The sequence below is a fragment of the Streptomyces sp. MK7 genome, assembly GCF_032658145.1.
GTDB classification, from domain to species: Bacteria; Actinomycetota; Actinomycetes; order Streptomycetales; family Streptomycetaceae; genus Streptomyces; species Streptomyces spiralis.
Genome location: NZ_JAVACL010000004.1, coordinates 405,384 through 419,128 on the forward strand (window position 1 = coordinate 405,384; position 13,745 = coordinate 419,128).

Consider the following 13,745-nt stretch of genomic DNA (forward strand, 5'->3'; position numbering starts at 1 on the left):
CCGTCCGTATGACATCTGTCATCCCGCAGTCAGGACCCGCGGCACTGCCCCGCGCCCCGGCCTCCCGGTCAGGATGGGGGCCATGACGATGACAGCGGAGACCGCCACCGCGACCGCGGTGGTGGCGTTCGACCAGGTGACCAAGAGCTACGGCGACGTACGAGCAGTGGACGGGCTGACCCTCGCCCTGCACCCCGGGGAGACCGTGGCGCTGCTGGGGCCGAACGGGGCCGGCAAGTCGACCACCCTCGACCTGCTGCTCGGCCTCAAGCACGCGGACAGCGGTTCGGTCGCCGTCTTCGGCACCAGCCCCCGGGAGGCGATCGTCGCCGGGCGGGTGGGCGCCATGCTCCAGAGCGGCGGGCTGATGGAGGAGGTCACCGTCGCCGAGCTGGTGCGGCTCGCCTGCGACCTGCACCCCAAGCGGTTCAAGGTCGACGACGTGCTGACCCGCGCCGGCATCGGCCAGATCGCCGACCGCAAGGTCAACAAGCTGTCCGGCGGCCAGGCCCAGCGCGTCCGCTTCGCCCTGGCCACCGCCGGTGACAGCGACCTGATCGTCCTGGACGAGCCGACCACCGGCATGGACGTCTCCGCCCGTCAGGCCTTCTGGGCCACCATGCGCGAGCAGGCCGACCAGGGCCGTACGGTCCTGTTCGCCACCCACTACCTGGAAGAGGCCGACGCCATCGCCGACCGGGTGCTGGTGCTGCACCGGGGCCGGCTGCTGGCCGACGGCACCGCCGCCGAGATCAAGGCGAAGGCCGGCGCCCGCAGCGTCCGGTTCGACCTTCAGGGCGCCGTCGACGAGGCCGCCCTGCGCGGCCTGCCCTTCCTGACCTCGATCACCGTGTCGAACAGCGGCTCCGCCGCGGGGTCCGGCCAGACCGTGCGCATCCAGTCCTCCGACGCCGACGCGACCGTCCACGCCCTGTACGGGCTCGGCGTCTACCCCCGCAATCTCGAAGTCGCCGGGCTCGGTCTTGAGCAGGCGTTCGTCGCCATCACCGAGGCCGAGGAGGCCAAGCAGTCGTGAACAGCCTGATCAAGCTGGAACTCGCCCGCGCCCTGCGCAACCGCAAGTTCCTGTTCTTCTCCGTGCTCTACCCCTCGATCCTGTTCCTGATCATCGCCGGCAAGGCCGACAGCACGACCAAGGTCGACGGCAGCGGCCTGACCATCCCGACGTACATGATGGTCTCCATGGCCTCCTTCGGTGCCCTGACCGCCGTGCTCATGGGCAACAGCGAGCGCATCGCCAAGGAGCGGGAGAGCGGCTGGGTACGCCAGCTCCGGCTGACCGCCCTGCCCGGCCGCGGCTACGTCCTCGCCAAGACCGCCAGCGCCGCCGTGGTCAGCCTGCCGTCCATCGTCGTCGTCTTCGCGGTCGCCGCCGCCGTCAAGCACGTCCGCCTCGACGCCTGGCAGTGGCTCGCCCTGACCGGCTCGATCTGGGCCGGCAGCCTCGTCTTCGCCGCCCTCGGCGTCGCCATCGGATACCTCGCCACCGGCGACGCGGTCCGCCCGATCACCATGATCGTCTACTTCGGCCTGTCCATGCTCGGCGGCCTGTGGATGCCGGCCACCACCTTCCCGCAGTGGCTCCAGGACATCGCCAAGTGGCTGCCGACGCACGCGTACGCTGCATTGGGGCAGGCCATCGAACAGAGCCAGGCCCCGCACAGCAAGGACATCGCCATCCTGGTCGTCTTCTTCGCCCTGTTCGCGGGCGGCGCGGCCTGGCTGTACCGGAAGGACACGCTGAAGGCGTGAGCGTCATGACCCAGGACCGGCCACGGGAGCGGGACGAGAACACATGGGGCATCGGCCGGCCGCCCCGCAACCGGCGGGAGCTGCTGCGCAAGCTCATCTGGATCGGGGTCTGGCTGGTCTTCCTGAGCGCGCCGGTCCACGATCTGGCCGCCGGGAACCACTCGCCCACCGGCACGGCGGCCGGCTGGGTGGGCCTGGCGACCTTCGTCGGGGCCTACATGGCGCTGGTCTTCCGGAACATGGGACGGCCGTTCGCCCGGACCGTGGTCGTCTCGCTCATCTGCTTCCTCGCCGTCCTGGCGATCGTGCTCTGCCTCACACTCGGCGGCGCATGGCTCGGCCTGTTCTGCTACGTCTCCGTCGCCTGCGGGGCGACCCTGTCGGTCCGCGCGGCCTACTGGGCGATCCCGGCCACGGCCGCCGTGATGACTCTGGTCGGGTGGCGCACGGACCTGGAGGAGGCCAAGAACCTGGTCCTGCTCGTGCTGCTGATCGGCTTCGCGATGACCGGCGTGGGCCAGCTGGTGCGCACCACCGTCGAGCTGCGCCAGGCCCGCGCCACCGTCGCCCACCTCGCCGCCAACGAGGAGCGCCTGCGCCTCGCCCGCGACCTGCACGACCTGCTCGGCCACTCGCTCTCCCTGATCACGCTGAAGAGCGAGCTGGCCGGCCGGATGCTGCCCGGCCGGCCCGACCAGGCCGCCCAGCAGGTCGCCGACATCGAGCAGGTCAGCCGGCAGGCCCTCGTCGACGTCCGCGAGGCCGTCACCGGCTACCGCCGCCCCCGCCTGGCCGCCGAGCTCGCCGGGGCGCGGGTCGCGCTGACCGCGGCCGGGGTGAGCGCGGAACTGCCCGACGAACCCGACCTGACCGCCGTCCCCGAGGAGAGCGAGTCCGCGCTCGCCTGGGCGCTGCGCGAGGCGGTCACCAACGTCGTACGGCACAGCGGCGCCCGGCGCTGCGCCGTGGAGGTCGTACGCCGCCAGACCCTCGACGGCCCGACGCTGGAACTGTCCGTCGAGGACGACGGCTCCGGTGGCTCCGGCGAAGGCCCCGGCAACGGTCTGACGGGCCTGACCGAGCGCCTGGAGAAGGCCGGCGGCATGCTGGAGGCCGGCCGCGTCAAGCGCGGCTTCCGGCTCGTCGCCCGCGTCCCCGCCGGTGCCGCGGTGGACGTAGGATCCCCGGCATGAGCAGTACGATCAAGGTCCTTCTCGCCGAGGACCAGTCCATGGTCCGCGAGGCCCTGGCCGCTCTCCTCGGCCTCGAGGAGGACATCGAGGTCGTCGCCCAGGTGGCCCGCGGGGACGAGGTCGTGGCCGCCGCGCACGCCCACGGCGTCGACGTGGCCCTGCTCGACATCGAGATGCCCGGCTGCACCGGCATCGAGGCCGCGGCCCGGCTCCACAAGGAGCTGCCCGCGGTGAAGCTGGTCGTCCTCACCACCTTCGGCCGCCCCGGCTATCTGCGCAGCGCCATGGAGGCGGGCGCCGACGCGTTCCTGGTCAAGGACGCCCCCGCGGCCCAGCTCGCCGAGGCGGTGCGCAAGGTGCTGGCCGGCGAGCGGGTCATCGACCCCACGCTCGCCGCCGCGGCCCTGGCCGAGGGCGCCAACCCGCTGACCGACCGGGAACGCGAGATCCTGCGCGCCGCCGCCGACGGCTCCACCAACGCCGAACTGGCCAAGGCCCTCCACCTCTCCCAGGGCACGGTCCGCAACTACCTCTCCACAGCCATCCAGAAACTGGCGGCCCGCAACAGAACAGAAGCGGTCCGCATAGCGAGGGAGAAGGGCTGGCTGTAAGAGGCGGCTGCGGGCAGCCCCGCCGCGGAGCCGTCATAGCTGCGGGCAGTCGTGCCTCCCCCCGGCGCGCACCCGCACCCCTCAGTTCAACATCGCCCGCGCCGCCCGAGCCTGCCCCCGCACCCTCTCCGCCGCAGCCTCGTCCACCGCCCCGACAACCTCCGCATACGCCTCCAGCTCCCGCGCCCCGCCCACGAAGTCCCCCCGCTGCACCAGCAACTGCGCCCGCTCGTACCGCAGCCGCGCCGGATGCGACGGCAGCAGCAGCGACAGCTCCACGGCCCACAGGGCCACATCCGACCGTTCGGGCCGCGCCGCGGCCCAGGCCCGGATGTTGTTCAGGATCCGCAGCACGACGTCCAGCGGACCCGCCGGAGCCAGCATCGAGGGATGCAGCGGCGCCCCCGTGGCCCCGACGACCAGCAGCTCAGCATCCGCCCCGGTGAGCACCCGGCCTCCGTCGAACGGATCGGCGAGCACCTGCTCCTCCGCCGTGCCGAACCCCACCACGAAGTGACCGGGCAGCGCGACCCCGTACACCGGCGCCCCGGCCCGTCGCGCGACCTCCATCCACACCACCGACAGCAGGATGGGCAGCCCGCGCCGCCGCCGCAGCACCTCGTGCAGCAGCGAGGACTCCAGGCGCTGGTATTCGGCGGCCGACCCGTGGAACCCGTACCGCCCGCCGAGCAGATCGCACACGGCCTGCGCCCACGCACGGGGGCCGCCCGGCCGGTACGGCAGCTGCCCGGCCAGCTCGTCCAGTTCCAGCTGCGCCGCGTCCAGGCCGGCCTCGTCCAGGGTCCCGTCGGCCGTCGCCCCCACCAGCAGGCACAGCTCCGACAGGTCCGGCCGCTCGGCCCGCGCCTCCTCGGCGAACCGCCGGCGCAGTTCGGCGGCCCGTTCGGGCGGCGGCGGGGGACAGGAGGGACGTATGGCTGGCATGGCAGGCTCTTGCCCTTTCACGGCGGCGTCACGCGGATGGACGTCACGCGACGGACGTCACGCGGATGTCGGCGGCTCCGTCGCGGGCTCCCGGTAGTGGTGGTAGGCGTGGTGTGCCGCGAAGCCACTGCCGGCGTACAGGGCGCGCGCTCCCGCGTTGTCGTTCTCCACCTGAAGGCACGCGGCCGACGCCCCCTCCGCGAGGGCCTGCCGGGCGAGCGCGGCCATGACGGTGGTGGCCAGGCCCTGCCGCCGCCGCGCCGGATCCACCTCCACGGCGGCGAAGGACGCCCACCGTCCGTCGACGACACACCGCCCGATCGCGGCGGGCGCCTCCCCGGCCGCGCCGGGCACCGTCGCGAACCACACCGAGGGCCCGCTGCCCAGGACCTTCAGGGCCACCTCGCTCACCCCCTTGCGCTGGTAGCGCGCAAGCCATGCCTCGTCGGCCGTGCGGGACAGCACGGCCCCGGAGCCCTCGGCGCGGTCAGCGACCGGCGCGAGCGCCCCGATCCACAGCTCGGCGGTCACCTCGCGCACCCAGCCGCGCCGCTCCAGCTCCGCGCACAGCAGTTCCTGCGTGCCCTCGGCTCCGGTGGCGGTCTGGACGTACGCGGGCAGGCCGCGCTCGCCATACCAGCGTCGTACGGCGGTCAGCGCCTCGTCGAGCGGAAGGCCGGGGTCGCCGAGCGGCAGCACGGAGTTGGCACGTCGTGTGAAGCCCGCCCGTCGCCCGGCCACCACCCCCCACGGACGCTCCCCCAGAGCTGCACGCCTGGGGGGACCCCCATCGCGCGGCACCTCCTGGACTGCCGCCCGCAGCTCCCATTCGCCGAGCCGTTCGCTCTCCACCGGCCGCCAGGCCCGCGCGACGACCCGCGCGAGCTCCTCGTACGTCGCCGCCGGTCCCCGGCGCCGGGCCGGAGCAGCCGGGACCACCTTCCCGGCGACCAGCGAGGACTCCGCGATGCGGACGGACTCGCCGCCCTTCCGTGTGATCAGCAGCACACCGTCGTCCCATGATGTGAGAACACCCACCGTGTCGGTGAACTTCTCACCCGTTCCCCCAGGTTCGCTCAAGCGCCGTACTGAGACCCGTTTGCCCACGTCAGCAGCGGTGATACGGACCTCGAAGCGTCCTGTCGACGAGATTTCCACAGGTCAGTTCACCCCTCCTGTTCGGATCATGCCCCGGAACGGAGATACTAGGGGCGGGCATCGACGACGCCGCGCTCCCGCGCGCCAGGCGGCGGAGCCTGTGGAGGCCCGCCAGCGCCCTATCGAGGAGGAACGACAGCGTGACCTACGTCATCGCGCAGCCTTGTGTCGACGTCAAGGACAAGGCGTGCATCGAGGAGTGCCCGGTCGACTGCATCTACGAGGGCCAGCGGTCCTTGTACATCCACCCGGACGAATGCGTCGACTGCGGAGCCTGTGAGCCGGTCTGCCCGGTCGAGGCGATCTTCTACGAGGACGACGTGCCGGAGGAGTGGAAGGACTACTACAAGGCTAACGTCGAGTTCTTCGACGAGCTCGGCTCTCCCGGCGGCGCCAGCAAGCTGGGGCTGATCGAGCGCGACCACCCCGTCGTCGCCGCGCTGCCGCCGCAGGGCGAGTAACCCTCAAGCGGCCCGCACACCGCGCCGCCTCGGTCCCGTACGGCCTGATCGCCTCCGGCGCTTCGGACTGCCGTACGGGACCGAGGCGTTCGCCGTTCCGGGCGCATGCCACAGAAGAAAGTGAGCCTGATCCCCGTGTCCGCAGTCTCCGACCGCCCCTCTGCCACCCGCGACCACCCTTCCGAGGAGTCGCTTCGCGACCGCCTTCCGATCTTCCCCTGGGACAGGCTGGAGCCGTACAAGAAGACGGCCGCCGCGCACCAGGAGGGCATCGTCGACCTGTCGGTCGGCACCCCGGTCGACCCGGTCCCCGAGCTGATCCAGAAGGCGCTGATCGCGGCCGCCGACTCACCGGGCTACCCGACGGTCTGGGGCACGCCCGAGCTGCGTGACGCGATCACCGGCTGGGCCGAGCGCCGCCTCGGCGCGCGCGGGATCACCCACCGCCACGTCCTGCCGATCGTCGGCTCCAAGGAACTGGTGGCCTGGCTCCCCACGCAGCTGGGTCTCGGCCCCGGCGACAAGGTCGCCTTCCCGCGCCTGGCGTACCCGACCTACGAGGTCGGCGCCCGCCTGGCCCGCGCGGACCACGAGGCCTACGACGATCCGACGGACCTGGACCCGGCGAACCTCAGGCTCCTGTGGCTGAACTCGCCCTCCAACCCCACGGGCAAGGTCCTGGGCAAGGAGGAGCTGACGCGGATCGTCGCCTGGGCCCGCGAGCACGGCGTCCTGCTCTTCTCCGACGAGTGCTACCTGGAGCTGGGCTGGGAGGCCGACCCGGTCTCGGTCCTGCACCCCGACGTCAACGGCGGCTCCCACGAGGGCATCGTCGCGGTCCACTCCCTCTCCAAGCGCTCCAACCTCGCCGGCTACCGCGCCGCCTTCCTCGCCGGTGACCCGGCGGTCCTCGGCCCGCTGCTGGAGATCCGCAAGCACGGCGGCATGATGACGTCGGCGCCGACCCAGGCCGCGGTCGTGGCGGCCCTGGGCGACGACACCCACGTGCGCGAGCAGCGCGAGCGCTACGCCGCCCGGCGCGCCGCCCTCCGCCAGGCCCTGCTCTCCCACGGCTTCCGCATCGAACACAGCGAGGCCAGCCTCTACCTGTGGGCCACGAGGGACGAGTACTGCTGGGACACCGTCTCCCACCTGGCCGAGCGAGGCATCCTGGTCGCCCCCGGCGACTTCTACGGCCCCGCGGGCGAGAAGTTCGTCCGCGTGGCCCTCACCGCGACGGACGAGAGGATCGCAGCGGCGGTGGCCCGCCTGTAACGGCGGCTGTAACCGGCTACCGCCGCGGGCAGTCGTTCCGCAGGGCGATGGGGGTACCTCCCATGCCCTTCAGGCGATGGGGGAGGGTGGGCACGGCCTACGGCTCCGGTGACCGTGCAAAGCGACGGGGGCCAGGGAAACCCTGGACCCCGTGTCGCACAGGCGGCTCTCAGCCAAGCGGCAGACCGGAAACCGGCAGCCCCTGCACAGGCCCCCCACCCTTCGTCGCCGTCTTCGCCGTGTCACCGAGCAGACCACCCGCGGTCCCCGCCGCGTCGCCCGCCGCCTTCTGTGCCACCGGCGTCGCCTTCTTTACGAGCTTGCCGCCGGTCTTGCCCGCGGCCGGCACCGCCTGCCGGACCGCCTTGCTGCCGGTGTCGCCCGCGACCCCGGTGACGTGCTGGGCCGCACCGTCCAAGGTGTTGCCGACGTTCGCCCCGTCCAGGGCGGTCATGCCGCCGAGGTTCGGAGTGGCCGGCAGCGCCGGGGCGGCGCCGGCGGAGCCGGCCGCACCGACCCCGGCAGCCGCTCCCGCAGCGACGAGCAGCGCGGCACGGGCGATCCGGCGGGTCAGGGGGAGGGACATGTTGCTCCTTCGACGGATGAGAACTCTGAACTGTCCTGCGCGGCCCGGCAGTTGAGGTCGGTCGACGGCCGTGGAGGCCGTCGCCCGGCCGGGCTCGGACGCAGTGACTACCGCTCGAAGGGCACGAAGGTTGCGGCGGCCTGACGTAAAGAATTGGCAATGCGTCGCATTATCGGTTGTGGCGGAAACCGGATAAAGAGGTCGGAAAAGGGGGCCTGGCCGTACCGTCTGCCGAATCCTTACGTCCCAGTGCTCCCAAGGGCCTCGGCAACCACAGGAGTGACGGCACGAAAACCTGCGCACCCCGCCGGTCCGGCCCACGCCGCACAGCCCTGACGAGTGAAGATCCGTACTTCCGTGCCAGTGCCGCAACAGGCGACGTTCGCCCCGTCGCGACGCCCGGCACTCCCCCCGGCCTTCGGCCGGGGGTCCCAGAGCACGCACCGGACGCCGCTCCTCGACGGGCAAACGTTGCCTAGCGCGCGGTCGTGATGCGCACGGCCTCCGCGCCCTGCCCGGCGGCGCCCTCGGCGTTCTTCGCGTCCGTCGTGTGCCAGGTGCCGTCGGTGACCCCGGCGGTCCACTCCCGTCCGGCGTACGAGACCCGTTCGATGTGCAGCGCCGAGGCGTTGGCCACCGCCCAGTGCGCCAGCTGCCAGCCGCGCTGCAACGCGCTGCGCCCGCCGCCGACGGCTCCCGTGCCCGTGCCGTCGCGCACCGGCAGTGTCACGGTCCGGTCGTCCGCGGCGGACGCCCCGCTCGACGAGGGCGTCGGTGTCGGTTGCGGCGAGGACTTGCCGCTGCCGCCCACCTCGGCGCCGGCCTCCTGCAGCACCTCCCGCCCGAAGTCCCGGACGAGGGCGGCGCGCACCGCGTCCGGGCCAAAGGCGCGGGTGGCGCCCGGGCGGCCCCGGCAGGTCAGCGTGGCCGCGGCGCGCCCGGTGAGCGCGGCGGCGAGCAGGGTGGCGTCCGGCTCGTGCTTGGCGTACGCCTGCGGGAAGCCGCTGCGCTGCACCCGCTGCGCGGCCACGGTGAGCGGCAGCCGCGTGTAGCCGGGAACCTTGGCCAGGTGCTCGTAGAACACGCCCGCCGCGTAGGTCGGCTCCATGATCTGCTTCGGCGTGCCCCAGCCCTGCGAGGGGCGCTGTTGGAACAGCCCCAGGGAGTCCCGGTCGCCGTGCCCGATGTTGTGCAGGCCAGACTCCTGAAGGGCGGTCGCCAGCGCGATCGTCACCGCCCGCTCGGGCATCCCGCGCCCGGTGCCGACGGCCGCGATGGTCGCGGCGTTCACCGCCTGCTCCGGGGTGAACTCGTAACTGGCGCCGTCGTCGTCGGCGGAGACGACCTTGCAGCCCGGCCCTCCCGGGCCGCCGGTGAGGTACTGCACAGCGAGGTACCCGGCGACCGCGAGCAGGACCATCAGGGCCGCCCCGATCCTGAGGAGGCGGCCATGGCGCTTCGAAGTGGGGGACGGCTCTGGCACGCGTACAAGGTACTGGAGACGGGTGGTGCCACTGAGGCGGATGAGGACAAGACGCGGCCGCGTCCGGGCGGTTCGGCGGGTTAGGGTCGACGCCATGGCCGATACCCCGCTTGACCTCACGCTGGACGCCGCGCGGCTGACCGCGCAGCTCGTCGACTTCCCCTCGGAGAGCGGCACGGAGAAGCCGCTGGCCGACGCGATCGAGACCGCGCTGCGCGCCCTGCCGCACCTGACGGTCGACCGCCTCGGCAACAACGTCGTCGCCAGGACGAACCTCGGCCGGTCCCAGCGTGTCGTCCTGGCCGGCCACATCGACACCGTCCCGATCGCCGGCAACGTGCCCTCCCGGCTGGACGAGGACGGGGTGCTGTGGGGCTGCGGCACCTGCGACATGAAGTCCGGCGTGGCCGTCCAGCTGCGCATCGCGGCCACGGTCCCCGCCCCCAACCGCGACCTGACCTTCGTCTTCTACGACAACGAGGAGGTCGCCGCGGAGCTGAACGGCCTCGGGCACGTCGCCGCGGCGCACCCGGAGTGGCTGGAGGGCGACTTCGCGGTCCTGCTGGAGCCCTCCGACGGCGAGGTCGAGGGCGGCTGCCAGGGCACCCTGCGCGTGCTGCTGAGGACCGGGGGCGAGCGGGCCCACTCGGCGCGCGGCTGGATGGGCTCCAACGCCGTCCACGCGGCGGCCCCGATCCTCGCGCGCCTCGCGTCGTACGAACCCCGCTACCCGGTCATCGACGGCCTGGAGTACCGCGAGGGCCTCAACGCGGTCGGTATCGCCGGCGGGGTGGCGGGCAACGTCATCCCCGACGAGTGCGTCGTCACCGTCAACTTCCGCTACGCCCCCGACCGTACGGAGGAGGAGGCGATCGCCCACGTCCGCGAGGTCTTCGCGGACTGCGGCGTGGAGGAGTTCGTGATCGACGACCACAGCCCCGGCGCCCTGCCCGGTCTGAGCCACCCGGCCGCCGCGGCGTTCGTCGAGGCGGTCGGCGGCACCCCGAAGCCCAAGTACGGCTGGACGGACGTGTCCCGCTTCTCGGCGGTCGGGGTCCCGGCCGTCAACTACGGCCCCGGGAACCCCCTTCTCGCGCACAAGCGGGACGAGCGGGTGGAGACGGCGAAGATCCTGGCCGGCGAGGAGCGACTGCGGGCCTGGCTCACCGCCTGACCGGCTGACCACCTGACCGCCACCGGGAGCCCTCCCGTGGGTCCTCATGGCGGACATGCCGAGGTCCCCCGCCCGTAACCCGCGTAGATCTACGCTGAGGTGGAACGTCCTCTCCCCGAGGTCCCGGTCCCGGCCGGGGGCCGGGGGAGGCCCGAACGCGGAGGGAGTGCACATGCCTACAGGCAACCCCGAGGGCAAGAAGCGGCCACCGGAGGAGCAGCGCCTGGGACCGGTCCTCCGGCGGCGGGCCCAGGTCCAGGCCAGCACCACCGACCAGCGGCTGCTGGACGAGCGCGCCCCCACCGACTGGGTGCACACCGACCCCTGGCGGGTGCTGCGCATCCAGTCGGAGTTCATCGAGGGCTTCGGCACGCTGGCCGAACTGCCACCCGCCATCAGCGTGTTCGGCTCGGCCCGTACGCCGGTGGACTCACCCGAGTACAAGGCCGGGGTCCGGCTGGGACGCGGTCTGGTCGAGGCGGGCTTCGCGGTGATCACCGGCGGCGGCCCGGGAGCCATGGAGGCCGCGAACAAGGGCGCCTGCGAGGCCGGCGGCACCTCGGTGGGCCTGGGCATCGAGCTCCCCTTCGAGCAGGGCCTGAACCCCTACGTCGACATCGGCCTCAACTTCCGCTACTTCTTCGTCCGCAAGATGATGTTCGTGAAGTACGCACAGGGGTTCGTGGTCCTCCCCGGCGGCCTCGGCACCCTCGACGAGCTCTTCGAGGCCCTCACCCTCGTCCAGACCCAGAAGGTCACCCGCTTCCCGATCGTCCTCTTCGGCACCGCCTACTGGGGCGGCCTGGTCGACTGGCTGAAGCACACCCTGATCGCCGAGGGCAAGGCCGCGGAAGCGGACCTGAGCCTCTTCCACGTGACGGACGACGTGGACGAGGCGGTCGCCCTGGTGTCGAAGGAGGCGGGCAGGTAGAGGGGCTCGGGGGCCCAAGGGGGCCCGCAGGGCCCCAAGGGGCGCGGGGCTGTGTCAATGTGCGGCTCCGCCGCGTGGGCGCGCCGGCCCCCACCCACCCGCCCTACGCCAGCCCCCGCCGGGCCACAGCCGGAACCCGATGCCCCGCGATGGACGCCACCATCTCCAGCACCTGCCGAGTCTCGGCAACCTCGTGCACCCGGTACACCCGCGCCCCCAGCCACGCCGAAACAGCCGTAGTGGCCAACGTCCCCAGCACCCGCTCCTTCACCGGCCTGTCCAGCGTCTCCCCCACGAAGTCCTTGTTGGACAAGGACACCAGCACCGGCCACCCGGTGGCGACCATCTCGTCCAGCCGCCGCGTCGCCTCCAGACTGTGCCGCGTGTTCTTCCCGAAGTCGTGCCCGGGATCGATCAGCACCGACTCCCGGGGTACGCCGAGCGCCACCGCCCGCTCGGCCAGCCCCACGGTCACCTTCAGGATGTCGGCCATGACGTCGTCGTACGTCACCCGGTGCGGCCGGGTCCGCGGCTCGGCGCCGCCCGCGTGGGTGCACACCAGCCCCACCTTGTACCGCGCCGCGACCTCGGCGAGCCGCGGGTCCACGCCGCCCCACGCGTCGTTGAGCAGATCCGCCCCGGCCTCGCACACCGCCTCGCCGACCTCGGCGCGCCAGGTGTCGACGCTGATCACCACGTCCGGGAACCGCCGCCGCACCTCGGCCACGAAGCCGACCGTGCGCCGCGCCTCCTCCTCGGCGGTGACCTCCTCGCCGGGACCGGCCTTCACCCCGCCGATGTCGACGATCGCGGCGCCTTCGGCGACCGCCTGCTCCACACGCGCGAGGGCCGGCTCGTCACGGAACGTCGCCCCCTGGTCGTAGAAGGAGTCCGGGGTCCGGTTGACGATCGCCATGATCACCGGCTCGTGCGTGTCGAATTCACGCCTGCCCAGCCTGAGCATCCCCTGTGACCTCTCCTCGTGCGTTCCGATACGTTCCGGCCTTCGGCCGCCTGCGACCCTGACTGTCAGCGTCGCATGGCACGATCGGACCTTGACACATACGACAGACTCCGGACTCCGTGGGGACCCCAGCGATGGTTATGTTCTTGTTCCTGGTCGTCGCGCTCGCGGTCGTGGTCGCCGCGGTGACACTCGCGGTGGTGGGCGGCGGTGAGGGCACCGGCCCGCTGCCCGAGGCCGCGCCCGAGCGGTTGCACGACCCGCTGCCGCCGGACCGCCGGGTGGCGCGCGCCGACGTGGAGTGCCTCCGCTTCCCGCTCGCCCTCCGCGGCTACCGCATGACGGACGTGGACGACGCGCTCAGCCGGCTGGGCGCGGAGCTGGCCGAGCGCGACGCCCGGATCGCCGACCTGGAGTCCGCGCTGGCCGGCGCCCAGGCCGCCGCGGCCCATGTCCGCATGGCCAAGCCCGAACCGGAGGACCAGCAGTGACGGAGAGCACGGTGACGGAGCGCACGGTGACCGGCGACCTGGCGACGGACGAGCCGGTGACCGAGGACGCGGTGACCGGCGACACGGTGACGGCCGGTGCCGCGCTGGCCGGACCGGACGGGGCCCTGCGCTGCCCGTGGGCGCTGTCCGCGGCGGAGTACGTGGCGTACCACGACGAGGAGTGGGGCCGCGCGGTCCACGGCGACGACGCCCTCTACGAGCGCCTCAGCCTGGAGGCCTTCCAGTCGGGCCTGTCGTGGATCACCATCCTGCGCCGCCGGCCCGGCTTCCGCGCCGCCTTCGCCGACTTCAGGATCGCCGAGGTGGCGGAGTTCACCGACGCCGACCGCGAGCGCCTGCTCGCCGACGCGGGCATCATCCGCAACCGTGCCAAGATCGACGCGACCCTCGCCAACGCGCGCGTGCTCGCCGAGTGGTCCCCGGGCGAGCTGGACGCCCTCATCTGGTCGTACGCCCCCGACCCGGCCGCCCGTACGGCTCCGAGGACGCTCGCCGACGTCCCGGCGGTCACCCCGGAGTCCACGGCCCTGTCCAAGGCCCTGAAGAAGCGCGGACTGCGCTTTGTCGGCCCGACGACGGCGTACGCCCTGATGCAGGCGTGCGGGCTGGTCGACGACCACCTCGCGGACTGCGTCGCCCGCCGCCGCCCGTGACCTCGGGGGCGGCGGCGGGCCGGGTC

At 72.9% G+C, this 13,745-nt stretch carries 15 protein-coding genes; 10 read left to right on the forward strand and 5 right to left on the reverse strand.

Annotation, left to right across the window (positions count from 1 at the left end):
* The first annotated feature begins 82 nt into the window (after window positions 1-82).
* From R2S09_RS08580 to R2S09_RS08595, 4 genes are read left to right on the forward strand one after another with little or no spacing between them, the layout of a single operon-like run.
* On the forward strand, window positions 83-1,036 hold the full coding sequence (locus R2S09_RS08580) for an ABC transporter ATP-binding protein (protein WP_306189478.1): 954 nt from the start codon (window positions 83-85) through the stop codon (window positions 1,034-1,036).
* The gene (locus tag R2S09_RS08585) at window positions 1,033-1,773 is read left to right on the forward strand and encodes an ABC transporter permease (RefSeq protein WP_306189477.1); all 741 of its coding nucleotides are present in this window, start codon (window positions 1,033-1,035) and stop codon (window positions 1,771-1,773) included. The genes R2S09_RS08580 and R2S09_RS08585 overlap by 4 nt, the downstream gene beginning before the upstream one ends.
* On the forward strand, window positions 1,770-2,966 hold the full coding sequence (locus tag R2S09_RS08590; RefSeq protein WP_399143929.1) for a sensor histidine kinase: 1,197 nt from the start codon (window positions 1,770-1,772) through the stop codon (window positions 2,964-2,966). The genes R2S09_RS08585 and R2S09_RS08590 overlap by 4 nt, the downstream gene beginning before the upstream one ends.
* Window positions 2,963-3,577: a response regulator transcription factor gene (locus tag R2S09_RS08595; protein WP_306189476.1), complete on the forward strand. Its 615-nt coding sequence runs from the start codon at window positions 2,963-2,965 to the stop codon at window positions 3,575-3,577. Before R2S09_RS08590 ends, R2S09_RS08595 begins: the two co-directional genes overlap by 4 nt.
* Before the next feature lie 81 nt (window positions 3,578-3,658).
* Here R2S09_RS08595 and R2S09_RS08600 read toward each other — a convergent pair whose 3' ends face one another.
* Together R2S09_RS08600 and R2S09_RS08605 are read right to left on the reverse strand one after the other, a co-directional pair.
* Window positions 3,659-4,513, reverse strand: a complete 855-nt coding sequence (locus R2S09_RS08600) for a tetratricopeptide repeat protein (protein ID WP_372337737.1) — start codon at window positions 4,511-4,513, stop codon at window positions 3,659-3,661.
* 66 nt (window positions 4,514-4,579) lie between these two features.
* Window positions 4,580-5,680 (reverse strand): GNAT family N-acetyltransferase, encoded by a 1,101-nt coding sequence (locus R2S09_RS08605; RefSeq protein ID WP_316740318.1) that lies wholly within the window; start codon window positions 5,678-5,680, stop codon window positions 4,580-4,582.
* 140 nt (window positions 5,681-5,820) lie between these two features.
* Here R2S09_RS08605 and fdxA point away from each other — a divergent pair, with 140 nt between their 5' ends.
* Together fdxA and R2S09_RS08615 are read left to right on the forward strand one after the other, a co-directional pair.
* Entirely contained in the window at window positions 5,821-6,141 is a 321-nt protein-coding gene (gene fdxA, locus R2S09_RS08610; protein ID WP_030176303.1) for a ferredoxin, read from the forward strand.
* 135 nt (window positions 6,142-6,276) lie between these two features.
* On the forward strand, window positions 6,277-7,416 hold the full coding sequence (locus R2S09_RS08615; RefSeq protein WP_316740319.1) for a bifunctional succinyldiaminopimelate transaminase/glutamate-prephenate aminotransferase: 1,140 nt from the start codon (window positions 6,277-6,279) through the stop codon (window positions 7,414-7,416).
* 169 nt (window positions 7,417-7,585) lie between these two features.
* Here R2S09_RS08615 and R2S09_RS08620 read toward each other — a convergent pair whose 3' ends face one another.
* Window positions 7,586-8,002 carry an ATP-binding protein gene (locus R2S09_RS08620; RefSeq protein WP_306189472.1) on the reverse strand — a complete coding sequence of 139 codons (417 nt, stop codon included), beginning with the start codon at window positions 8,000-8,002 and terminating at the stop codon, window positions 7,586-7,588.
* Between the two features lie 475 nt (window positions 8,003-8,477).
* Complete coding sequence (locus R2S09_RS08625; protein WP_316740320.1) at window positions 8,478-9,485, reverse strand: heavy metal transporter; 1,008 nt, start codon at window positions 9,483-9,485, stop codon at window positions 8,478-8,480.
* A 94-nt stretch (window positions 9,486-9,579) separates the two neighbouring features.
* Here R2S09_RS08625 and dapE point away from each other — a divergent pair, with 94 nt between their 5' ends.
* Window positions 9,580-10,659 (forward strand): succinyl-diaminopimelate desuccinylase, encoded by a 1,080-nt coding sequence (gene dapE / locus R2S09_RS08630; RefSeq protein ID WP_306189470.1) that lies wholly within the window; start codon window positions 9,580-9,582, stop codon window positions 10,657-10,659.
* A 172-nt stretch (window positions 10,660-10,831) separates the two neighbouring features.
* Window positions 10,832-11,590 (forward strand): TIGR00730 family Rossman fold protein, encoded by a 759-nt coding sequence (locus R2S09_RS08635; RefSeq protein WP_306189469.1) that lies wholly within the window; start codon window positions 10,832-10,834, stop codon window positions 11,588-11,590.
* A gap of 103 nt (window positions 11,591-11,693) precedes the next feature.
* Here R2S09_RS08635 and folP read toward each other — a convergent pair whose 3' ends face one another.
* Window positions 11,694-12,554, reverse strand: coding sequence for a dihydropteroate synthase (gene folP, locus R2S09_RS08640; RefSeq protein WP_306189468.1), 861 nt, complete (start codon window positions 12,552-12,554; stop codon window positions 11,694-11,696).
* A 134-nt stretch (window positions 12,555-12,688) separates the two neighbouring features.
* Here folP and R2S09_RS08645 point away from each other — a divergent pair, with 134 nt between their 5' ends.
* Together R2S09_RS08645 and R2S09_RS08650 are read left to right on the forward strand one after the other, a co-directional pair.
* Entirely contained in the window at window positions 12,689-13,045 is a 357-nt protein-coding gene (locus R2S09_RS08645) for a DivIVA domain-containing protein (RefSeq protein ID WP_316740321.1), read from the forward strand.
* A gap of 86 nt (window positions 13,046-13,131) precedes the next feature.
* Window positions 13,132-13,719 carry a DNA-3-methyladenine glycosylase I gene (locus R2S09_RS08650; protein WP_316740345.1) on the forward strand — a complete coding sequence of 196 codons (588 nt, stop codon included), beginning with the start codon at window positions 13,132-13,134 and terminating at the stop codon, window positions 13,717-13,719.
* Window positions 13,720-13,745 lie beyond the last annotated feature (26 nt).

Bases quoted from the DNA above. Each gene is read 5' to 3' on its own strand.
- R2S09_RS08580 (WP_306189478.1), top strand. From the start codon at position 83: ATGACGATGACAGCGGAGACCGCCACCGCGACCGCGGTGGTGGCGTTC.
- R2S09_RS08595 (WP_306189476.1), top strand. From the start codon at position 2,963: ATGAGCAGTACGATCAAGGTCCTTCTCGCCGAGGACCAGTCCATGGTC.
- R2S09_RS08620 (WP_306189472.1), bottom strand. From the start codon at position 8,002: ATGTCCCTCCCCCTGACCCGCCGGATCGCCCGTGCCGCGCTGCTCGTC.
- dapE (WP_306189470.1), top strand. From the start codon at position 9,580: ATGGCCGATACCCCGCTTGACCTCACGCTGGACGCCGCGCGGCTGACC.
- R2S09_RS08635 (WP_306189469.1), top strand. From the start codon at position 10,832: ATGCCTACAGGCAACCCCGAGGGCAAGAAGCGGCCACCGGAGGAGCAG.
- folP (WP_306189468.1), bottom strand. From the start codon at position 12,554: ATGCTCAGGCTGGGCAGGCGTGAATTCGACACGCACGAGCCGGTGATC.
- R2S09_RS08645 (WP_316740321.1), top strand. From the start codon at position 12,689: ATGGTTATGTTCTTGTTCCTGGTCGTCGCGCTCGCGGTCGTGGTCGCC.